This window comes from Pseudomonas sp. Arb-4-2C, assembly GCF_055755015.1.
The window spans coordinates 5,097,949-5,117,974 of record NZ_CM146899.1; the positions used below are offsets into that span (position 1 = coordinate 5,097,949).

At 62.6% G+C, this 20,026-nt stretch carries 16 protein-coding genes; 12 read left to right on the plus strand and 4 right to left on the minus strand.

Features of this window, described 5'->3' with window-relative positions:
- The first annotated feature begins 43 nt into the window (after nt 1–43).
- Nucleotides 44–916 carry a thioredoxin gene (trxA, locus tag AC0J41_RS23145; RefSeq protein WP_025109531.1) on the plus strand — a complete coding sequence of 291 codons (873 nt, stop codon included), beginning with the start codon at nt 44–46 and terminating at the stop codon, nt 914–916.
- Between the two features lie 4 nt (nt 917–920).
- Here trxA and AC0J41_RS23150 read toward each other — a convergent pair whose 3' ends face one another.
- On the minus strand, nt 921–1,280 hold the full coding sequence (locus AC0J41_RS23150) for a hypothetical protein (RefSeq protein WP_473013705.1): 360 nt from the start codon (nt 1,278–1,280) through the stop codon (nt 921–923).
- Between the two features lie 135 nt (nt 1,281–1,415).
- Between AC0J41_RS23150 and AC0J41_RS23155 the strand changes: the two genes are divergently transcribed.
- The 5 genes from AC0J41_RS23155 to AC0J41_RS23175 all read left to right on the plus strand — a co-directional run bounded on the left by AC0J41_RS23155 (nt 1,416) and on the right by AC0J41_RS23175 (nt 5,588).
- Nucleotides 1,416–2,018 (plus strand): DUF2796 domain-containing protein, encoded by a 603-nt coding sequence (locus AC0J41_RS23155; protein WP_473013706.1) that lies wholly within the window; start codon nt 1,416–1,418, stop codon nt 2,016–2,018.
- Between the two features lie 140 nt (nt 2,019–2,158).
- Nucleotides 2,159–2,869: an ABC transporter ATP-binding protein gene (locus AC0J41_RS23160; protein WP_473013707.1), complete on the plus strand. Its 711-nt coding sequence runs from the start codon at nt 2,159–2,161 to the stop codon at nt 2,867–2,869.
- 1 nt (nt 2,870) lies between these two features.
- Nucleotides 2,871–4,136 carry an ABC transporter permease gene (locus AC0J41_RS23165; protein ID WP_025109528.1) on the plus strand — a complete coding sequence of 422 codons (1,266 nt, stop codon included), beginning with the start codon at nt 2,871–2,873 and terminating at the stop codon, nt 4,134–4,136.
- A gap of 11 nt (nt 4,137–4,147) precedes the next feature.
- Nucleotides 4,148–4,666 (plus strand): DUF3299 domain-containing protein, encoded by a 519-nt coding sequence (locus AC0J41_RS23170; protein WP_025109527.1) that lies wholly within the window; start codon nt 4,148–4,150, stop codon nt 4,664–4,666.
- Between the two features lie 223 nt (nt 4,667–4,889).
- Nucleotides 4,890–5,588 (plus strand): OmpW/AlkL family protein, encoded by a 699-nt coding sequence (locus AC0J41_RS23175; RefSeq protein WP_025109526.1) that lies wholly within the window; start codon nt 4,890–4,892, stop codon nt 5,586–5,588.
- Nucleotides 5,589–5,770: 182 nt separating this feature from the next.
- Here the strand turns inward: AC0J41_RS23175 and AC0J41_RS23180 are convergent, their stop codons facing one another.
- The gene (locus AC0J41_RS23180; RefSeq protein WP_473013708.1) at nt 5,771–6,700 is read right to left on the minus strand and encodes an NAD-dependent epimerase/dehydratase family protein; all 930 of its coding nucleotides are present in this window, start codon (nt 6,698–6,700) and stop codon (nt 5,771–5,773) included.
- Nucleotides 6,693–7,577, minus strand: coding sequence for a sugar nucleotide-binding protein (locus tag AC0J41_RS23185; RefSeq protein ID WP_025109524.1), 885 nt, complete (start codon nt 7,575–7,577; stop codon nt 6,693–6,695). The genes AC0J41_RS23180 and AC0J41_RS23185 overlap by 8 nt, the downstream gene beginning before the upstream one ends.
- Before the next feature lie 239 nt (nt 7,578–7,816).
- Between AC0J41_RS23185 and AC0J41_RS23190 the strand changes: the two genes are divergently transcribed.
- Complete coding sequence (locus tag AC0J41_RS23190; RefSeq protein ID WP_473013709.1) at nt 7,817–12,118, plus strand: DEAD/DEAH box helicase; 4,302 nt, start codon at nt 7,817–7,819, stop codon at nt 12,116–12,118.
- A 116-nt stretch (nt 12,119–12,234) separates the two neighbouring features.
- On the opposite strand, the gene AC0J41_RS23195 is transcribed toward AC0J41_RS23190, so the two are convergent.
- Complete coding sequence (locus AC0J41_RS23195) at nt 12,235–14,328, minus strand: mechanosensitive ion channel family protein (RefSeq protein WP_473013710.1); 2,094 nt, start codon at nt 14,326–14,328, stop codon at nt 12,235–12,237.
- Between the two features lie 233 nt (nt 14,329–14,561).
- On the opposite strand from AC0J41_RS23195, the gene AC0J41_RS23200 reads away from it, so the two are divergent.
- The 5 genes from AC0J41_RS23200 (at nt 14,562) to AC0J41_RS23220 (ending at nt 19,945) form a co-directional block, all read left to right on the plus strand.
- Nucleotides 14,562–15,767, plus strand: a complete 1,206-nt coding sequence (locus tag AC0J41_RS23200) for an MFS transporter (protein WP_473013711.1) — start codon at nt 14,562–14,564, stop codon at nt 15,765–15,767.
- 215 nt (nt 15,768–15,982) lie between these two features.
- Nucleotides 15,983–16,909 (plus strand): DUF72 domain-containing protein, encoded by a 927-nt coding sequence (locus tag AC0J41_RS23205; protein WP_473013712.1) that lies wholly within the window; start codon nt 15,983–15,985, stop codon nt 16,907–16,909.
- Complete coding sequence (locus tag AC0J41_RS23210; RefSeq protein ID WP_473013713.1) at nt 16,906–17,703, plus strand: endonuclease/exonuclease/phosphatase family protein; 798 nt, start codon at nt 16,906–16,908, stop codon at nt 17,701–17,703. Before AC0J41_RS23205 ends, AC0J41_RS23210 begins: the two co-directional genes overlap by 4 nt.
- The gene (gene clsB / locus AC0J41_RS23215; RefSeq protein WP_025109518.1) at nt 17,700–18,974 is read left to right on the plus strand and encodes a cardiolipin synthase ClsB; all 1,275 of its coding nucleotides are present in this window, start codon (nt 17,700–17,702) and stop codon (nt 18,972–18,974) included. Before AC0J41_RS23210 ends, clsB begins: the two co-directional genes overlap by 4 nt.
- Nucleotides 18,971–19,945 (plus strand): lysylphosphatidylglycerol synthase domain-containing protein, encoded by a 975-nt coding sequence (locus AC0J41_RS23220; RefSeq protein WP_473013714.1) that lies wholly within the window; start codon nt 18,971–18,973, stop codon nt 19,943–19,945. The genes clsB and AC0J41_RS23220 overlap by 4 nt, the downstream gene beginning before the upstream one ends.
- Nucleotides 19,946–20,026 lie beyond the last annotated feature (81 nt).

A 20,026-nucleotide genomic window follows, 5' to 3' on the forward strand; every position in this document is an offset into this window, starting at 1 on the left:
CAAGCCGTATAGTTGCCCCATCCACGCTTTTACGAGATCCCCCATGAGTCAGCAAACGCCGTACATCTTCGACGCCACGACTGCCGATTTCGACCAGTCGGTGATCGAAGCTTCCTTCAACAAACCGGTGCTGGTGGATTTCTGGGCCGAATGGTGTGCGCCGTGCAAGGCGCTGATGCCGATGCTGCAAGGCATCGCCGAGAGCTATCAGGGCGAACTGCTGCTCGCCAAGGTCAACTGCGACATCGAGCAGGACATCGTCGCCCGCTTCGGTATCCGCAGCCTGCCGACCGTGGTGCTGTTCAAGGACGGCCAACCGGTGGACGGTTTTGCCGGTGCGCAACCGGAATCCGCGGTGCGCGCCCTGCTCGAACCGCATGTGCAGATGCCGGCGCCAACCGCTGCCGATCCGTTCGAGCAGGCTCAGGCGCTGTTCGATGAAGGGCGTTACGCCGATGCCGAAGCGGCGCTGGTGGTGATGCTCACCGAAGACAACAGCAACGCCAAGGCGCTGATCCTCTACGCCCGCTGCCTGACCGAACGCGGCGAACTGGGCGAAGCGCAAACCGTGCTCGACGCGGTCAAGAGCGATGAGCACAAGGCTGCACTGGCCGGGGCCAAGGCGCAGATCAAGTTCCTCGGCCTGGCTCGCGACCTGCCGGATGCCGCTGACCTCAAGGCGCGTCTTGCGCAGAATCCGCAGGACGACGAAGCGGTGTATCAACTGGCGATCCAGCAGCTGGCGCGCCAGCAATACGAGGCGGCGCTGGAAGCCTTGCTCAAGTTGTTCATCCGCAACCGCAGCTACGGCGAAGGGTTGCCGCACAAGACCCTGCTGCAAGTGTTCGAACTGCTGGGCAACGATCACCCGCTGGTGACCGCTTACCGGCGCAAGGTGTTTGCGGCGCTTTATTAAGCGCTCACTCGATCCAGCTGTAGAGCGGCGTATCCCCGCCGCTCGCCACTTTCACCCGTGCACTATGGCGCAAGCGCACCAGCAGGCGTTTGCCCGCCGCCGCGCTGCCGGTCAGGCCCTCAAGCTGATCCAGCAAGTCCGGGCCGCTGAGCTGACCGGCCTTGCGCAACAGGTCCTGCGCGACTTGCCACAACGCATCGTCCTGGTTCTGCGGTTTGGCTGCCGGGGTCAGTACTGCCGCCTGCGGCTGCTCGCTCTGCGTGTGCGCCCCAAGCGCCGCGCCCAGCTTCGCCCAATCGCTGTCATCCAGCTCCACCGTCAAATCCACCGGCATCGCGCCGACGGTTCCACGTATCCGCAACATCTGCTTCGCTCCTGCACATTTCTGACCTGCATGCTCCCACGGGACTTGTGCAACGCCAAGCAGGCGGGCAAACTCTGCGCACTTTCGTTATAAGATTACATAACAAACTCTTCACTTTACTTTCCGGAGATCGCCATGCGCCGTCTGCTGCTCGCTTTGCCGTTTGCCCTGTTGCCGCTGGCCATCGCCCACGCCGCCGATGAGCACGATCATGACCACGAGCACGGCAGCCTCGGCGCCCATGAACATGGCGTCGGCCGGCTGAACGCTGCGCTCGACGGCCAGACCCTGGAGCTGGAACTGGAAAGCCCGGCAATGAACCTGGTCGGCTTCGAACACGCTGCCACCACCGACGCCGACAAGGCCAAGGTCGTGGCCGCGCGCACCAAACTGGAAAACCCACTGGCGCTGTTCAACCTGCCAGCCGCCGCCGGTTGCAAAGTCACCAGTCAGGAACTGCAAAGCCCGCTGTTCGGCGACAAGCCGGATGCCGACGACCATGACGATGATGACCACGACGAAGATGCCAAGGGCGGTGAAGCGCATCACCACGATCACAGCGAAATCCACGCCCACTATCAATTCAGCTGCGCGACCCCGGGTGCTCTGAAGACGCTGGATCTGGCGAACATCTTCAATACCTTCCCGGCGACCCAGAAAATTCAGGTACAACTGATCGGTCCGAGCGGCCAGCAAGGGACGGAAGTGACGGCCAAGGCGGCTGCCCTGAAATTCTGATCACACCGACGATCCCCTGTGTGAGCGGGCTTGCTCGCGAATGCGGTGGATCAGTCAACAAAGATTTGGCTGATCCATTGCATTCGCGAGCAAGCCCGCTCCCACAAGGGGTTATGTGTTCACTTCAAGAAACTGGTGCCATGACCCAAGCACTCATCGAACTGTCCAACCTGGGCTTCAACTGGCCCGGTCACCCGCCGCTGCTGGACATCCCGGCATTTCGCCTGGAACCGGGCGAAACCCTGTTCCTCAAAGGCCCCAGCGGCAGTGGCAAGACCACCCTGCTCGGCCTGCTCGGCGGGGTGCAAAAACCCGGGCGCGGCAGCATTCGCCTGCTTGGCCAGGAGCTGACCGAACTGGGTGCCGGCGCCCGCGATCGCTTTCGTGTCGATCACACTGGCTACATTTTCCAGCAGTTCAACCTGCTGCCGTTTCTCTCGGTGCGCGAGAACGTCGAGCTGCCCTGCCACTTCTCGAAACTGCGTGCCGAACGGGCGAAACAACGTCACGGCAGTGTCGATCAGGCCGCCGCCACCCTGCTCGCCCACTTGGGCTTGAAGGATGAAAGCATCCTCGGTCGTCGCGCCGACTCACTGTCGATCGGGCAGCAGCAACGGGTCGCCGCCGCGCGCGCCTTGATCGGCCAACCGGAACTGGTGATCGCCGACGAACCGACCTCGGCGCTGGATTACGACGCCCGGGAAAACTTCATTCGCCTGTTGTTCGCCGAATGCCGCGAAGCCGGATCGAGCCTGTTGTTCGTCAGCCACGATCAGAGCCTTGCGCCGCTGTTCGACCGTCACCTGTCCCTGGCCGAGCTCAATCGCGCCGCCACGTCTGCCGAGGTCTGAGATGTATCTGTTTCGTCTGGCCATGGCCAGCCTGGCCAACCGCCGCTTCACCGCCCTGCTCACCGCTTTCGCGATCGCCTTGTCGGTGTGTCTGCTGCTCGCCGTCGAGCGCGTGCGCACCGAAGCCAAAGCCAGTTTCGCCAGCACCATCAGCGGCACCGACCTGATCGTCGGCGCCCGCTCCGGTTCGGTGAACCTGTTGCTGTACTCGGTGTTCCGTATCGGCAATGCGACCAACAACATTCGCTGGGACAGCTTCGAACACTTCGCCAGCAACCCGAAAGTGAAGTGGGCGATCCCGATGTCCCTCGGCGACTCGCATCGTGGCTACCGGGTGATGGGCACCACCGAGGCGTATTTCGAGCATTACCAGTACGGCCGCCAGCAACATCTGGAACTGGCTGATGGCCGGGCGTTTGCCACCGACCCGTTCGAAGTGGTGCTCGGCGCCGAAGTGGCCGAGGCGCTGCATTACAAGCTCGGCGACCAACTGGTGCTGGCCCACGGTGTGGCGGCGATCAGTCTGGTCAAACACGACGACAAACCGTTCACCGTGGTCGGCATTCTCAAGCGCACCGGCACCCCGGTGGATCGCACGTTGCACATCAGCCTCGGCGGCATGGAAGCGATTCACATCGACTGGCACAACGGTGTGCCGGCCCGGGGCAACGGGCGGATCAGCGCCGATCAGGCGCGCAACATGGACCTGACGCCACAGGCAATCACCGCGTTCATGCTCGGTCTCAACAGCAAGATTTCCACCTTCGCCCTGCAACGCGAGATCAACGAATACCGTGGCGAGCCGATGCTGGCGATCCTTCCGGGCGTGGCCTTGCAGGAGTTGTGGAGCCTGATGAGCACCGCTGAAAAAGCGCTGTTCGTGGTCTCGTTGTTCGTGGTGCTGACCGGGTTGATCGGCATGCTCACGGCGATTCTCACCAGCCTCAACGAGCGTCGCCGGGAGATGGCGATTCTGCGTTCGGTCGGTGCGCGGCCGTGGCACATCGCAAGCCTGCTGGTGCTGGAAGCCTTTGCGTTGGCGCTGACCGGGGTGATCGCCGGGCTGGCGCTGCTGTACATCGGCATCGCCGCTGCGCAGGGTTACGTGCAGGCCAATTACGGGCTGTACCTGCCGTTGGCGTGGCCGAGCGAGTATGAATGGACGCTGCTCGGTGGCATTCTGGCAGCCGCGCTGCTGATGGGCAGCGTGCCGGCCTGGCGTGCATATCGCCAATCCCTGGCTGATGGCCTGTCGATCCGTTTATGAGGATGCTCACCATGCCCCGCGCTGTACTTGCGCTGCTGTTGCTGGTTGCCCTGCCCGTGTGGGCAGCGGCGCCGAAAGACCTGACCTGGTCGGAAATGATCCCGCCGGACGCCGCGCCGGAAGTGCCGAACATGACGCCTCTGCACGACATGTCGAAGATGAGTGATGCACTCTCCGCCGAGTCCGCGCCAGCCGCCAGGCAGGACCTGCCCAACGCGCCGGTGGTGCCGAGCCTCGACGGGCAGAACATCCGCCTGCCGGGCTACATCGTGCCGCTGGAAGTCAACGAAGAGGGGCGCACCACGGACTTCCTGCTGGTGCCGTACTTCGGCGCCTGCATCCACGTGCCGCCACCGCCGTCGAACCAGATCGTGCATGTGAAAAGCGAAGTCGGCGTAAAGCTCGACGAGCTGTATCAGCCGTACTGGGTCGAGGGGCCGCTGCAGGTCAAGGCGTCCACCAGCGAACTGGCCGATGCCGGGTATCAGATGGATGCCGACAAGATTTATGTGTATGAACTGCCGGAGTGAATCCCGAGAGTTTTGTACCGGTTGATCAATCGCCTTCGCGAACAAGCCCGCTCCCACATTTGAAAAGCATTCACCTGTGGGAGCGGGCTTGTTCGCGAAGGGGCGGCAAAGGTTCCACAAAAAACCACCCCTTCACTGTTTCATTGAGCTGAGTCAAAAGACCGTATCAGTTGGCTTCATACCATAGGGCATCAGACATTTTTAACGTCCTTTTGGAGCTCCCATGAACAAGTCCTTGCTCAGCGCTTCGCTGTTTGCATTCGCGCTCGCAGCCCCGCTCGCCCACGCCCACGAAGCCGGCGACATCATCGTTCGCGCCGGTGCGATCACCGTCAACCCGAAGGCCGACAGCTCCAGCGTCAAGGTCGATCAGGGTCCGTTGAGCGGCACCAATCTGGGCGGCAAGGCGACCATGAGCAGCGACACCCAACTGGGTCTGAACTTCGCCTACATGCTGACCAACAACATCGGTATCGAGTTGCTGGCCGCCTCGCCGTTCGAGCATGACGTAAAAATCAAAGGCACCGCGCTGCCAGCTGCCAACGGCAAACTCGGTACCCTGAAACACCTGCCGCCAACCCTCAGCGTCGTGTACTACCCGCTGGATGCCAAGTCGCCGTTCCAGCCGTACATCGGCGGCGGCATCAACTACACCTGGATCTACGACGAGCACGTCGGCAGCGAAGCCCAATCCAACGGCTTCAGCAACTTCAAGGCGAAAAACTCCTGGGGTCTGGCCTGGCAGGTCGGCGCCGACTACATGCTGACCGACAACATCATGCTCAACGCCCAGGTGCGCTACATCGACATCGATACCCGCGCCACCGTCGAGAACAACGCCGTGGCGCCGGGCACCCGTGCCAAGGTGAATGTTGATGTCGATCCATTTGTGTACATGGTGGGTCTGGGCTACAAGTTCTAAGGCAGATTCAACCAAGAACGTTCACGTGGTGGTGAATGAGGCTTTGGGTGAGCAGGCTTGGAACTGACGACGATCACGTGTGATCGATCGGGGATAAATCCCCTCGCCACAGGAATAGCGACATATTCCGGCCGTGAAAAAGGCGCCTGTAAAAAGGCGCCTTTTTCATGTCTGCGATAAACCTACTTGTCGAGCAACCGCGCCAGCCCCACACGCATCGGCGTCGGCTCTGGCAGCTTGAAACGCTCCAGCAAACGCGCGTTGTTCGCCCGCGAATGACGGATGTCACCGGAGCGCGCCGGGCCGTAGCTGACCGGGGGCAAATCGCCGACCACTTCCTGCAGCGCTTGCAGCATCTGCTTGAGGTTCATTGCCTGATTCCAGCCGACGTTCATCGCGCCCACTTCCACTTCAGGCTTGTCGATCGCCTGCACCAGCACATCGACCAGATCCTCGACATAGAGGAAATCGCGGGTCTGCTCGCCATCGCCGAACACGGTGATCGGCAGGCCTTTCTGCGCCCGTTCGCTAAAAATGCTGATGACTCCGGAGTACGGCGAGGACGGATCCTGGCGTGGCCCGAAGATGTTGAAGAAGCGGAAGATCACCGGTTCCAGGCCATGCTGGCGGCGGTAGAAATCGAAGTAGTGCTCGCCGGCCAGTTTGTCCGAAGCGTACGGGGTCAGCGGAGCCTTTGGCGTCTCCTCGTCGATCGACTCGCCTTCACCGTTGTTGCCGTAGACGGCAGCGCTGGAAGCGAACAGCACACGCTTCACACCGGCTTTGCGCATGGCTTCACAAACATTCAGGGTGCCGATGAAATTGCTCTGGTGAGTCTTCACCGGATCGTCCACCGAAGCCTGGACCGAGGCCACCGCTGCCAGATGCGCCACCGCGCTGCAACCTTGCATCGCCTGTGCGACCAGCGCGGCATCGGCGACGTCACCGACGATCAGCTCGACCTGCGGATTGTCCAGCGGCAGGTTGGCGCGTTTGCCGGTCGACAGATCATCGAGAATCCGCACCGAGTGGCCCTTGGCGAGCAGCGCATCCGTCAGGTGCGAGCCGATGAAACCGGCGCCACCGGTGATTAAAACAGGGCCTTCAGCCATGACGATAAAACCTATCCAGTAAAGCCGGGAGTGCCGCGCGCCAGGCGCGTGGCTTGATCCCGAAAGTGTGCAGAATTTTCTTGCAGGCGAGTACCGCGTGCTGCGGTTCTTCGGCGGCGTCCGGTCGCGCGGCATGTGCCTGGGCGGTCGGGGCTTCGATCGCCAGCTGATGCAAATTGCGAGCTTCGGTCAAAATCGCCTGACCGAGCGCCAGCGGCGTGGTCGCCTCATGGCCGGCGTAATGGTAAGTGCCCCACAGCGGCGCCGCGCAATCGAGTTGCTTGAGCACCGAAATGATCACCCGCGCCGCGTCATCCACCGGCGTCGGATTGCCCCGACGGTCGTCGGCCATGAGCAATTCGTCCGGTTGTTCGGCGCGGGCGAGGAAGCGCCCGAGGGTGCCTTCAGGGCTGTCATCGAGCAGCCAGCCGAAGCGCAACAGCACGTGTTGCGGGCACGTCGCACGGACGCTTTGTTCGATGCGCCACAGCGCCTGACCGCGCAGGCCCAAGGGCACCGGCTCGTCTTTTTCGCTGTAGGCAGTCGCCCGCGAACCGTCGAACACCCGGTAACTGGAAGGCTGCACGAGGATGATGTTGTGGTGCTGGCACAGCTCGGCCAGCCGCTCGATGGCGCGCTCCTGCCCGGCCAGACGGCTTTCGCTGACGGTTTCGGCCTGGAACCAGTCGAAATAGTAGGCGAGGTTGATCAACGCATCCGGACGGGTGTCGTCGAGCAGTTGCGTCAGGCTCGCGGCATCCCAGCCGTCTTCTGGCGGGCGGGGGGCGAGGAAACCGATGTCTTCCTCTGCACCGAGGCGAATCAGCGCCTGCCCAAGGGCATTTCCGCCGCCCAGTAACATAAGGCGCATTCGCATAGAGTCAGCAGGCCCAGTCTGATTGGAACGATGGCTTTAACGACAGTGTTTGTGACACCGCCGTCGATAATTGCCGGAATCGTTGCATTTTGCGGGTTTAGTGCGCAACCGTCACCCGTAAAGTGTAGATCGCCGGGAATTGTGCTGAATCAACTGGCCTGCTCGCGATGAAGCCCTGCCAGCCACTGGAGATCCCAGCGGTACTTGCATCTTGCCGCCCCCACCCGCATAACTTAAGCATGAATCTGCCCATCTCCAAGGACGCGGCCCTGGCAGGCTTTCACCCCGCCGTCAGCGCCTGGTTCAGCAGCACCTTCCCGACGGTCACCGCCGCCCAGGCCCGCGCATGGCCGTTGATCCGCCTGCGCCGCTCGACGCTGATCGCCGCGCCCACCGGCTCCGGTAAAACCCTCACCGCGTTTCTCGCCGTACTCGACGATCTCGTCCACCGTGGCCTGGAAAACCCCGACGGCCTGCCCGACGAAACCCTGGTGGTCTACGTTTCGCCGCTCAAGGCGCTGTCCAACGACATCCGCATCAACCTGCAGAACCCGTTGGCGGGGATCACCGAGCAGTTGCGCCAGATGGGCCTGCCGCAATTGCAGATCACCACGGCCGTGCGCACCGGCGACACCCCGCAAAAAGAACGCGCCGCCATGCGCAAAAGTGCGCCGCACATTCTGGTGACCACCCCGGAATCGCTGTACGTGCTGCTCGGCTCCGAATCCGGGCGCAAAATGCTCGGCACCGCGCGCACGGTAATCGTCGACGAAATCCACGCCATGGCCGCCGGCAAGCGCGGCAGTCACCTGGCCCTGAGCCTTGAGCGACTGCAAGCGCTGTGCGCCGAACCACTGACCCGCATCGGCTTGTCCGCCACACAGAAACCGGTCGAAGCCGTGGCGCAATTTCTCGTCGGCCATGATCGCCCCTGCGAAATCATCGACATCGGCCACGCCCGTCCGCGGGATCTGGGCATCGAAGTACCGCCAGTGCCGTTGTCGGCGGTGATGCCCAACGATGTCTGGGAACGGGTCTACGACCGCCTCGCCGAGTTGGGCCGCGAACACCGCACCACGCTGATTTTCGTCAATACCCGGCGTCTGGCTGAACGCTTGAGCCGACACCTCAGCGAGCGTCTGGGCAAACACGCGGTAGCGGCGCACCACGGCAGTCTGGCCAAGGAGTTTCGCCTCGACGCCGAACAGCGGCTCAAGCGCGGCGAGCTGCAAGTGCTGATCGCCACCGCCTCGCTGGAATTGGGCATTGATATCGGTGAAGTCGATCTGGTTTGTCAGATCGCCTCGCCGCGTTCGATTGCCGGATTTCTGCAACGAGTCGGGCGCTCCGGGCACCAGGTCGGCGGCACGCCCAAAGGCCGGTTGTTTGCCACCACCCGCGACGACCTGATCGAATGCGCCGCCCTGCTCGACTGCGTGCGCCGTGGCGAACTCGACACCTTGCACATTCCCGAAGCGCCGCTGGATGTACTGGCGCAGCAGATCATTGCCGAAGTCAGCTGCCAGGAATGGTCGGAAGACGCGCTACTGGCGCTATTTCGCCAAGCCTCGCCGTATCGCGATCTCGACGAAAAACACTATCTGGCGCTGCTGACGATGCTCGCCGAAGGCTACAACGGTCGTCAGGGCATCCGCAGCGCCTACCTGCATCGCGACGCCGTCAGCGGCACTCTGCGTGGCCGCCGTGGCTCGCAACTGACCGCCGTGACCAGCGGCGGCACCATCCCGGACAACGCCGACTACAGCGTGCTGCTGGAGCCGCAAGGCCTGAACATCGGCAGCGTCAACGAAGACTTCGCTGTGGAGAGCATTGCCGGCGACGTGTTCCAGCTCGGCAATACGTCCTATCGCATCCTGCGGGTGGAAACCGGCAAGGTGCGGGTCGAGGATGCCCAGGGTCAGCCGCCGACCATTCCATTCTGGCTCGGCGAAGCCCCGGGACGCAGCGACGAATTGTCCTCGGCGGTGGCGCGCCTGCAGGCCACCCTCGACAACCTGCTCGGCGCCAGCCCCGGCGACCTGCAACCGGCGCTCGACTGGCTGACCGAGATCCTCGGCCTGAATGCCGCCAGCGCCGAGCAACTGGTGGAATACCTCGCCCGCGCTCGCCTGACCCTCGGCGCCCTGCCCTCACAAGACACGCTGCTGATGGAGCGGTTTTTCGACGAGTCCGGCGGCACCCAGTTGATCATCCACTCACCGTTCGGCAGCCGCATCAACCGCGCCTGGGGCCTGGCCTTGCGCAAGCGTTTCTGTCGCACCTTCAACTTCGAATTACAGGCTGCCGCCAGCGAAGACGCGATCGTCCTGTCGCTGTCCACAAGCCACAGTTTCGAACTCGATGACGTCTGGCGTTACCTGCACAGCAACAGCGCCGAGCACATCCTGATTCAAGCGGTTCTGGACGCGCCGTTGTTCGGCGTGCGCTGGCGCTGGAATGCCGGGGTGGCACTGGCGTTGCCGCGTTTTACCGGTGGGCGCAAAGTCGCGCCGCAGTTGCAGCGGATGAAAAGCGAAGACCTGATCGCCAGCGTATTTCCCGATCAGATCGCCTGTCTGGAAAACCTCGCGGGCGAGCGGGAAATTCCCGAGCATCCGCTGGTGGAGCAAACCCTCGACGACTGCCTGCACGAGGCCATGGACAGCAAAGGCTGGCTGGCGCTGCTGCGGCGCATGGAGCGTGGCGAGGTGCGTTTGCTCAGCCGTGATCTGCCGGCGCCGTCACCGCTGGCGGCAGAGATTCTCAGCGCGCGGCCATACACCTTTCTCGACGACGCACCGCTGGAGGAGCGCCGGACCCAGGCGGTCATCAATCGGCGCTGGAGCGATCCGCAATCCACCGATGATCTCGGTGCACTGGATGCCGACGCCATCAGCGCGGTGCGTGAAGAAGCGTGGCCGACGCCGGCCAACATCGATGAAATGCACGAGGCGCTGATGAGCCTGGCGTGCGTCAGCGAGGCCGAATTGCAGGCCAACGAATCTTGGCGCGAATGGTTGAACACGTTGACAGACAGTGGCCGCGCCTGCCGCCTGATGATCGCGCCACAGTGCTGGTTGTGGCTGGCGCGAGAACGCCTGACCTGCCTGCTGGCGCTTTATCCACAGGCTACGCTGCAACCGCAGCAGGAGGCCTTGCCCGGTTTCGACGAACCCTGGAGTTTCGATGACGCACAGGTCGAAGTGATCCGCGCACGGCTCGGCGCGTTTGGTCCGCTGCCGCTCGCGGCGATTGCCGGACCGCTGGCGCTGCCCACAGCGCAAGCCTCGCAAGCCCTCGCGCAACTGGAACGCGAAGGTTATGTGCTGCGCGGTCGTTTCACCCCGGGCGTGGCGGTCGAAGAATGGTGCGAACGGCATCTGCTGGCGCGTATCCATCGTTACACGGTCAAGCGTTTGCGCCGGGAAATCGAACCGGTGGCGTTGCAGGACTTCATGCGTTTCCTGTTCGACTGGCAGCACCTGTCCAGTACCACGCGCGGTCAGGGCAGCGCGGTGTTGCCGGCAATTGTCGGCCAGTTCGAAGGCTACCCGGCGGCGGCCTCGGCGTGGGACAGCGACATTCTCCCGGCACGGCTCAGGGACTATTCGCCGAGCTGGCTGGATGACCTGTGCCGCAACGGCAAACGGGTGTGGACGCGGCTCAGTGCCCGGCAGAAAGTCAGCGGCACGGCCCTGCGCAGTACGCCGATTGTGCTGCTGCCACGCAGTCAGGTCGGGTTGTGGAGTGCACTGACCGAGCAGACGCCGGTCAGCGAGCTGTCGCCGAAAACCCAAAAGGTCCACGCGGCGCTCAGTCAGCACGGGGCACTGTTTTTTGATGAACTGATTCATGAAGCGCACCTGCTGCGCACCGAGCTGGAAATCGCCTTGCAGGAACTGGTTGGCGCCGGTCTGGTAAACGCCGACAGCTTCGCCGGCCTGCGCGCGCTGATCACCCCGGCGAGCAAGCGCCAGCAGCGCAGCAGCCGACGCGGACGCGGCGCGTTTGTCGGTGGCATGGACGATGCCGGACGCTGGGCATTGCTGCGCCGAGGGCCGTTGGTGGAGAACAGCCAGACGCCTTCGCCGCAAACCCTGGAACACATCGCCATGACCTTGCTGCGGCGCTACGGCGTGGTGTTCTGGCGCCTGCTGGAACGCGAGGCGGATTGGCTGCCGAGCTGGCGCGAATTGCTGCGCACATTTCATCGGCTGGAGGCCCGTGGCGAGATTCGCGGCGGACGATTTGTCAGTGGTCTGGCGGGGGAGCAATTTGCCTTGCCGGAGGCGATTGCGCTGCTGCGCGAGGTACGGCGACGGCCCCATGACGGCAGCTTGATCGCCGTGTGCGGGGTGGATCCGCTGAATCTGGCCGGGACGTTGTTGCCGGGGGCGAAGGTGCCAGCGTTGGCGAGTAATCGGCTGGTGTATCGGGACGGTCTGCCTGTCGCTGCCGAAATTGCCGGCAAGCAGGTTTTCTGGACAGCGCTGGATCAGATCGCCATGGAACAGGTGCGCAGCAAGCTGATACGGCATTGATGTGAGCTGGACGGACGTCTTCGCGAGCAGGCTCGCTCCCACAGTTTGATCGCGTTCCCCCTGTGGGAGCGAGCCTGCTCGCGAAAGGGCCAGCAATCCCACTCCAGAAATTTGCGCTAGGTCCGCGATTCCTGCGGCATCTTGCTCGCCATCAGCTCCTCCTCACCCTGACGCCTGGGCAACAAAACCTGCTGTGGATAAGTCTGCGCGAAATGCACCACCGGACTGTTATCCACAAGCTTTTTCAAACGCTGGTTGAACGCCCGGCTCACCGCATACTGCCCGCCCGACACGGTACGGAACTGCGCGGTCAGCACGACCCCGTTCAAATCCATCTTGTCCACACCAAACACATCCAGCGGCCCTTGCAGGTTGTACTTGAGGAACGGGTCTTCGCGGATCGAATCGCCGGTCTCGCGAATCAGTTCGATGGCCTTGTCGACATCAGTGTCGTAAGTGAACTGCACCGAGAAAAACGCATAGGCAAACTGCCGCGACTGGTTGGTGACCGCCTTGATCTGGCCGAACGGCACCGAGTGCACGAAACCCTTGCCGTCGCGCAGGCGCAGGGTCCGAATGGTCAGGCCCTCGACCGTGCCGGCGTGCCCGGAATCGAGCACCACCCAGTCGCCGATCGACAGCGTGTCTTCGATGATGATGAACAGCCCGGTGATCACGTCCTGCACCAGTTGCTGCGAACCGAAACCGATCGCCAGCCCGACCACCCCGGCACCGGCCAGCAGTGGCGCAACGTTGATCCCCAGATTGGCCATGGTGGTGATCGCGCAGATCACCACCAGGATGATTTTGATCGCGTTGCGCAGCAGCGGCAGGATGGTTTTGACCCGGGTGCTGGGCTGGCGCGACGAGCGTTTGCTGACCGGTGGTTTCAGCGCTTCCTGAATCGCCGTGTCGAGCACTACCCACAACAGCCAGGTGACGAGGAAGATCAGGCCGATGCTGCTCAACGCGTTGCTGATCGCGCGGCCGACGGTGCTGCTCTGGGCGAAATCGAGCAGAGAGACGCCCCAGATACGCCCGAGAATATCGATAAAGGCAACGGCGATGACGATCCGCAACAAGGCGTGCAACAGCCTGAGAAACCGCTCCTTGTAAGCACTGCTGCGCTGGATCGCTTCGGCCTTTCGCGACTTGAACAGGTGCTGAAGAATGGTGCTGAGGAACACCGTGCCGATCAGCAGCACCGTGGTGAACAACGCACAGCGCAGGGCTTTCTGGTTGTCCTCGCCGATGCCGATCAGATTGACCGCCGAGACCAGCACCATCAGCACGATCGGCCAGTACCAGAGCCCGGAAAAAATCCGCAGTGACTCCTGCAACGAAGGTTGTTTCAAGCGCTGCGCCAGCGGCCGGTTCCGGATCAGGTGCGCCACCGGCCGGCGCAGACGAATCACCAGCAGACCGAAAATGATTGAAGCGATCAATCCGGTGAACACAGCGATGCTGCTGGTGATGTTGCCGCCCAGCTGGCGGGCGATCTGCGGGCTGGTCAACGCGTCACTGAGGGCGGCGAGGAAGCCGATCAGGAACAGTGGTTTCGGGCAGTAATCGCGGATGATCCGCGCGGCGGGCCGTTTGTGGCCGACGTTGAACAGCACCACCACACACAGCAACATCGAGGTGGAAAAAATACCGCTGCTGGTGGCATACGCCAGACACAGCGCCAGCGCCCGCCCAACCGAGGCTTGCAGAAAGTGGCTGAAGTACAGCGTCAGCGGCAGGCAGACCAGCGCCGGCAGTGTGTACGGCAGCAGATAACCGAGCAGGTCCTGACTGCGCTGGCGGGTGCGCAGCCAACGACCTTCGCGCAGACGTTTGGCCAGCAGGCTGCCCAGTACCGTGAGCAGTGCGAAGGCGCCAAGCCACACCCCGGACAACATCAGGAAATCCCCGGCGACGCTCCAGCCCGAGCGATCCGATGGCTGGTTGACCAACTTGTCGACTTCGTCCGCCGCGCGGTCGGCACGCAGGCGCCAGGCGTCGACCAGGTGCTCGTTGAGGTCGAGTTTGTCCTGCACGTCGTCGATGCTCGAACTGATCGCGCCGAGCAGACCACCCTGCACTATCGGCTCGGGCTCGGCGGCCTTGGTGGCGGTGGCCGGCACGCCGGGCAATGCCGCGGCTTCCAGTTCACTGGCGCCGAGAAACAGCAGTGCTCCCAGCACAATGGCGATCCTGAACTTGATCAAAACTCCATTCTCCGTTGGCTGAACCTGTAAGGAACTGATCAGTAATTGCACGGCAAGTTCAAGAGCCCCCTTACCCCATTGGCAGCGGTACGACGTTTCGCGAGGTATGGGGTGAGGGGGAGCGCTTTTGATCTTTGCGCCCAAGGCAAATATCAAATGCTCACCCCCGTATTTTTCCGCACAACCCAAACCCCGACACTGCGCTCCATTCAAACCTCTACCGGAGTGCTGTCATGCCCATTGCCTTGCTCGCGCTGACCCTCAGCGCATTCGCCATCGGGACGACCGAGTTCGTCATCGTTGGCCTGCTACCTACCATCGGCGCCGATCTGGGCGTCAGCCTGCCGTCCGCCGGATTGTTGGTCAGTCTCTATGCGCTGGGCGTTGCCATCGGCGCGCCGGTGCTGACCGCCCTCACCGGCAAAGTCCCGCGCAAACTGTTGCTGCTGTCGCTGATGGTGCTGTTCACCCTCGGCAACCTGCTGGCGTGGCTGGCGCCGAGTTATGAATCGCTGGTGCTGGCGCGGATCGTCACCGGCCTGGCGCATGGGGTGTTCTTCTCCATCGGCTCGACCATCGCCACCAGCCTGGTGCCCAAGGAAAAAGCCGCCAGTGCGATTGCGATCATGTTCACCGGCCTCACCGTGGCCCTGGTCACCGGCGTGCCGCTGGGCACGTTCATTGGTCAGCATTTCGGCTGGCGGGAAACCTTCCTCGCCGTCTCGGCACTGGGTGTGATCGCCTTCATCGGCAGCCTGTTGTATGTGCCGAACAACATCGCCCACAGCAAACCGGCATCGTTGCTGCAGCAACTGCAAGTGTTGAAACAACCGCGCCTGCTGCTGGTGTACGCCATGACCGCCATCGGTTACGGCGGCTCGTTCATCGCCTTCACCTTCCTCGCGCCGATCCTGCAGGACCTCTCCGGCTTCAGCGCCGGCACCGTCAGCCTGGTGCTGCTGGTGTACGGCGTATCGGTGGCGGTCGGCAACATCTGGGGCGGCAAACTGGCCGACAAACGCGGGCCGATCAGCGCCCTGAAAATCATTTTCTCCCTGCTGGCGGCGGTGCTGTTGGTGCTGACCTTCACCGCTGGCAATCCATGGCTGGCGCTGGCCACGGTGCTGGTGTGGGGCGCGGTGGCGTTCGGCAACGTACCGGGCCTGCAGGTGTATGTGGTGCGTCAGGCCGAGCATCACACACCGCAGGCCGTGGACGTGGCATCGGGGCTGAACATTGCTGCGTTCAACCTCGGGATTGCCGGCGGTGCGTGGGGCGGCGGACTGATCGTCGAGCACCTTGGCCTGATTCACACGGCGTGGATCGGTGGTCTGGTGGTGTTGGTGGCGTTGGCGCTCACAGCGTGGAGCGGACGCCTTGATCGCCTCGGTCCGACCTATGCCGAACCGGCTCAAGGCCGATTATTCACGGGGCACTGAGTAACCCTGTGGGAGGGGGCTTGCTCCCGAAGGCGGAGGGTCAGTCAGCATCGATAGCGACTGAACCACCGCTTTCGGGAGCAAGCCCCCTCCCACATTGCGATCCGTGCTTTTTGCAGAATGTGTACCGTCCGTAACGCCACCGAAACTTTCCCGAACCGCCCACAGTCATCAACAGACACAGGCTGTACGAGGACTGACAACGGGAGGGCGACATGGCAACGATTCACATCGGTATTTCCGGCTGGCGCTATGCCCCGTGGCGCGGGGATTTCTACCCCAAGGGACTGACCCAGAAGCGTGAATTGCAATTCGCTTCACGGGCGGTCAACAGCATCGAAATCAATGGATCGTTCTACGCCCTGCAACGGCCCGAACGCTACGCCCAGTGGTACAGCGAAACGCCCGACGACTTCGTGTTCAGCGTCAAGGCGCCGCGTTTCATCACGCACATCCGCCGCTTGCGCGAGATCGAAAAGCCGCTGGCGAATTTCTTCGCCTCGGGGGTGCTGGAACTCAAGGAAAAGCTCGGGCCGATCCTCTGGCAGTTTCCGCCAAACTTCAAATTCGATCCCGAGCGTTTCGAACACTTCCTGTCATTGCTGCCCCACGACACTGAGGCCGCAGCCGCCCTCGCCCGTCAGCACGACGCCCACCTGCACAGCCATGCCAGCCTCAAAGCCTGGCGCAAAAAACCGCTGCGCCATGCTGTGGAAGTGCGCAACGACACCTTCATCGATCCCGACTTCATTCGTTTGTTGAAACGCTACAACACCGCTCTGGTGATCGCCGACACCGCCGGCAAATGGCCGTACCGCGAAGACCTCACCAGTGACTTCGTCTACCTGCGCCTGCACGGCGCCGAAGCGCTTTACGCCAGCGGCTACACCGACTCCGCACTGAAGCGCTGGGCTGAACGCATCGACGCCTGGCATCACGGTCGACAGCCCGGTGATGCGCACCTGATCGCGCCGCGCCTCAAACCACGGGCGCGCAAATCCCGTGAAGTGTTTTGCTATTTCGACAACGACATCAAAGTCCGCGCCCCTTACGACGCGCGCAATCTTCTCCAGCGTTTCGCCCTCGACAAACACCTCGCGACCACCCCTGGCGAGCCTGCTGACGAAGGTGTGCTGGCATGAGTATTCCAGAGCCGGTGGGCTTCACCGATGAAGGCTCGATCGTCGCGCCATCAGTGCGCAGTTTCACCGTGCTGACGGTCAACACGCACAAGGGTTTTACCGCGCTCAATCGACGGTTCATCCTCCCCGAATTGCGCGAAGCGGTGCGCAGTGTGGCCGCCGACGTGGTGTTTCTGCAAGAAGTCCACGGCACCCACGAACACCATCCCAAGCGCTACAGCAACTGGCCGACGATGCCGCAGTACGAGTTCCTCGCCGACAGCCTCTGGCCGCAATTCGCCTACGGGCGCAACGCGGTATACCCGGAGGGCGATCACGGCAATGCGCTGCTGTCGAAGTTCCAGATCATCCGCCACGACAACCTCGACGTCTCGATCAATGGCCATGAGAATCGTGGCCTGCTGCATTGCGTACTGCGCCTGCCTGGCGATGGCGTTGAGGTGCATGCAATCTGTGTGCATCTGGGCCTGCGCGAAAGCCATCGCCATGCACAACTGAAGCTGCTCGGGCAGCATCTGGCGGAGCTGCCGGCTGAAGCGCCGGTGATCGTTGCCGGTGACTTCAACGACTGGCGCCAGCGCGCCGATGCGTTGCTCAAACCCTGCGGTCTGCGCGAGGTGTTCGCCGAGCATCACGGCAAACCGGCGCGCAGCTTTCCAGCGCGGCTGCCAACCCTGCGCCTGGACCGCATCTACGTGCGTAACCTCAAGACCCGCCAGCCGAAAGTCCTGGCGAACAGCCCCTGGTCCCATCTGTCCGACCACGCCCCGCTGTCGGTGGAGATCGAATTATGAGCAGTGCGCCGCTGGAGAAATCCACCGTGGAACCGATCAGCATCAACCCGCCAGTACGCGAGCCCGGCCATGTCGACGTCGAGTACAGTTGGCAGGGCAACAACCGTGTCGAGTTGCTGGAAAACGGCGAGGAATATTTCCCCCGGGTGTTCGACGCCCTGCGAGCGGCGAAGAGTGAAATCCTGCTGGAGACCTTCATCGTCTTCGAAGACAAGGTCGGCGCGCAATTGCAGCAGGTCCTGATCGACGCAGCCCGGCGCGGCGTGCGCACCACCGTCAGCCTCGACGGCTTCGGCTGTGGCGAGTTGACCACCGGTTATCTCGCGGCGTTGAGCGACGCGGGCGTGCACCTGCAGATGTTTGATCCGGCGCCCAAACACCTGGGTTTTCGCACCAACTGGTTTCGCCGTTTGCACCGCAAGATCGTGGTGGTCGACGGGTTGGTCGCGTTCATTGGCGGGATCAATTTTTCCGGCGATCACCTCGCCGACTTCGGCCCTGAGGCGAAACAGGATTACGCCGTGCAGGTTCAGGGGCCGGCGGTCGCTGACATCCATCACTTTGCCCTGCTGCAAAGCGGTCGGCCGGGACGCGCACGGTTCTGGTGGCAGCGTCGGCGCCAGCGTCGCGCGGAAATGGCTTTCAGCGACCACGACGGCCAAGTGCGTCTGGTGTTTCGCGACAACGATCAGCACCACACCGATATCGAAGACGTGTACTTGCAGGTGCTGCGCCGGGCCCAGCGCCGGGTGGTGATCGCCAATGCCTACTTCTTTCCCGGCTATCGCCTGCTGCGCGAGATTCGCAATGCCGCGCGCCGTGGCGTCGATGTCCGGCTGATCCTGCAAGGCCAGCCGGACATGCTGGTGGCGAAACTGGCGGCACGCATGACTTACGACTACCTGCTCAAGGCCGGCGTGCAGATCCACGAATATTGCCAGCGGCCGCTGCACGGCAAAGTCGCGCTGGTGGATGAGGAATGGAGCACGGTCGGTTCGAGCAATCTCGATCCGTTGAGCCTGTCACTGAACCTGGAAGCCAACGTGCTGATCCGCGATCGCGCGTTCAATCAGCATTTGTTCCAGCGCCTCGAAGACCTGAGCCAGAACCACTGCAAGGCCATGGACCCGAGCAAGTCGCCACGCGGGCGGATCTGGCACATGACCGTGGGATTTCTGGTGTTCCACTTCCTGCGCCATTTCCCGGCAATGGCTGGTTGGTTGCCGGCGCATAAACCTCGGCTCAAGCCGTTTCGAGGTGACGCGTCATGAGCCATTCCCACGCGCAATCGGCGCCGGCCACGCACTCGCGATGGCATCGCTGGAAACGTCCACTGACCTTGCTGTTCTTCCTTGCGCTGATCGTGTTGCTGACGCTGTTCGCCACGCGCATCGAATGGGCAGAAGTGCTGCAAACCCTGACCGAGTTCAAGGTGCGCACGCTGCTCATCGCCGCCAGCCTGACCTTGCTGAGCTTTCTGGTGTACGCCAGTTTCGATCTGATCGGGCGCACCTACATCCGCCAGGACCTGACCTGGAAGCAGATACTCCCGGTAGGCATCATCAGCTATGCCTTCAATCTCAATCTCAGCGCGTGGGTCGGCGGCATCGCCATGCGTTATCGGCTGTATTCGCGCCTGGGTGTGAGCAAAGGCAACATCGCCAAAATCCTCGGCCTGAGCCTGGCGACCAACTGGTTCGGCTACATGACGATTGCCGGCGCGGTGTTCAGCAGTGGCCTGGTGAGCATGCCGCCGGGCTGGAAAGTCAGCAGCGACGCGCTGCAGGGCATCGGTGTGCTGTTGTTGCTGTCGAGTGCCGGCTACCTCGCCGCGTGCCAGTTCTCGAAGCGCCGCGAGTGGTCGATTCGCGGGGTAGAAATCAACCTGCCGTCGCTGCGCATGGCCGTCCTGCAATTGCTGCTCGGTGCGCTGAACTGGTCGCTGATGGCGGCGGTGATTTTCACCTTGCTGCCGGGCAAACTGGATTACCCGCTGGTGCTCGGAGTATTGCTGATCAGTGCAATTGCCGGGGTCATCACGCACATTCCGGCGGGGCTCGGGGTGCTGGAAGCGGTGTTCGTCGCGCTGCTGCAACACGAGGCTTCACGCGGGAGCCTGGTGGCGGGGCTGCTGGCGTATCGGGCGATTTATTTTCTGTTGCCGCTGTTGATCACGGTGGTGATGTATCTGTTGGTGGAGGCCAAGGCGAAGGCGTTGCAGATCGAGAAGAAGCCTTCCTGATTGCGTTGTCGAAGCTGAAAAAGCTATCGCGAGCAGGCTCACTCCTACAGGGGAACGCATTCCAACCTGTGGGAGCGGGCT

What these genes read in the sequence shown, in the direction of transcription:
- trxA (WP_025109531.1), top strand. Translation starts at nt 44, where the DNA reads ATGAGTCAGCAAACGCCGTACATCTTCGACGCCACGACTGCCGATTTC.
- AC0J41_RS23150 (WP_473013705.1), bottom strand. Translation starts at nt 1,280, where the DNA reads ATGTTGCGGATACGTGGAACCGTCGGCGCGATGCCGGTGGATTTGACG.
- AC0J41_RS23155 (WP_473013706.1), top strand. Translation starts at nt 1,416, where the DNA reads ATGCGCCGTCTGCTGCTCGCTTTGCCGTTTGCCCTGTTGCCGCTGGCC.
- AC0J41_RS23160 (WP_473013707.1), top strand. Translation starts at nt 2,159, where the DNA reads ATGACCCAAGCACTCATCGAACTGTCCAACCTGGGCTTCAACTGGCCC.
- AC0J41_RS23165 (WP_025109528.1), top strand. Translation starts at nt 2,871, where the DNA reads ATGTATCTGTTTCGTCTGGCCATGGCCAGCCTGGCCAACCGCCGCTTC.
- AC0J41_RS23170 (WP_025109527.1), top strand. Translation starts at nt 4,148, where the DNA reads ATGCCCCGCGCTGTACTTGCGCTGCTGTTGCTGGTTGCCCTGCCCGTG.
- AC0J41_RS23175 (WP_025109526.1), top strand. Translation starts at nt 4,890, where the DNA reads ATGAACAAGTCCTTGCTCAGCGCTTCGCTGTTTGCATTCGCGCTCGCA.
- AC0J41_RS23180 (WP_473013708.1), bottom strand. Translation starts at nt 6,700, where the DNA reads ATGGCTGAAGGCCCTGTTTTAATCACCGGTGGCGCCGGTTTCATCGGC.
- AC0J41_RS23185 (WP_025109524.1), bottom strand. Translation starts at nt 7,577, where the DNA reads ATGCGAATGCGCCTTATGTTACTGGGCGGCGGAAATGCCCTTGGGCAG.
- AC0J41_RS23190 (WP_473013709.1), top strand. Translation starts at nt 7,817, where the DNA reads ATGAATCTGCCCATCTCCAAGGACGCGGCCCTGGCAGGCTTTCACCCC.
- AC0J41_RS23200 (WP_473013711.1), top strand. Translation starts at nt 14,562, where the DNA reads ATGCCCATTGCCTTGCTCGCGCTGACCCTCAGCGCATTCGCCATCGGG.
- AC0J41_RS23205 (WP_473013712.1), top strand. Translation starts at nt 15,983, where the DNA reads ATGGCAACGATTCACATCGGTATTTCCGGCTGGCGCTATGCCCCGTGG.
- AC0J41_RS23210 (WP_473013713.1), top strand. Translation starts at nt 16,906, where the DNA reads ATGAGTATTCCAGAGCCGGTGGGCTTCACCGATGAAGGCTCGATCGTC.
- clsB (WP_025109518.1), top strand. Translation starts at nt 17,700, where the DNA reads ATGAGCAGTGCGCCGCTGGAGAAATCCACCGTGGAACCGATCAGCATC.
- AC0J41_RS23220 (WP_473013714.1), top strand. Translation starts at nt 18,971, where the DNA reads ATGAGCCATTCCCACGCGCAATCGGCGCCGGCCACGCACTCGCGATGG.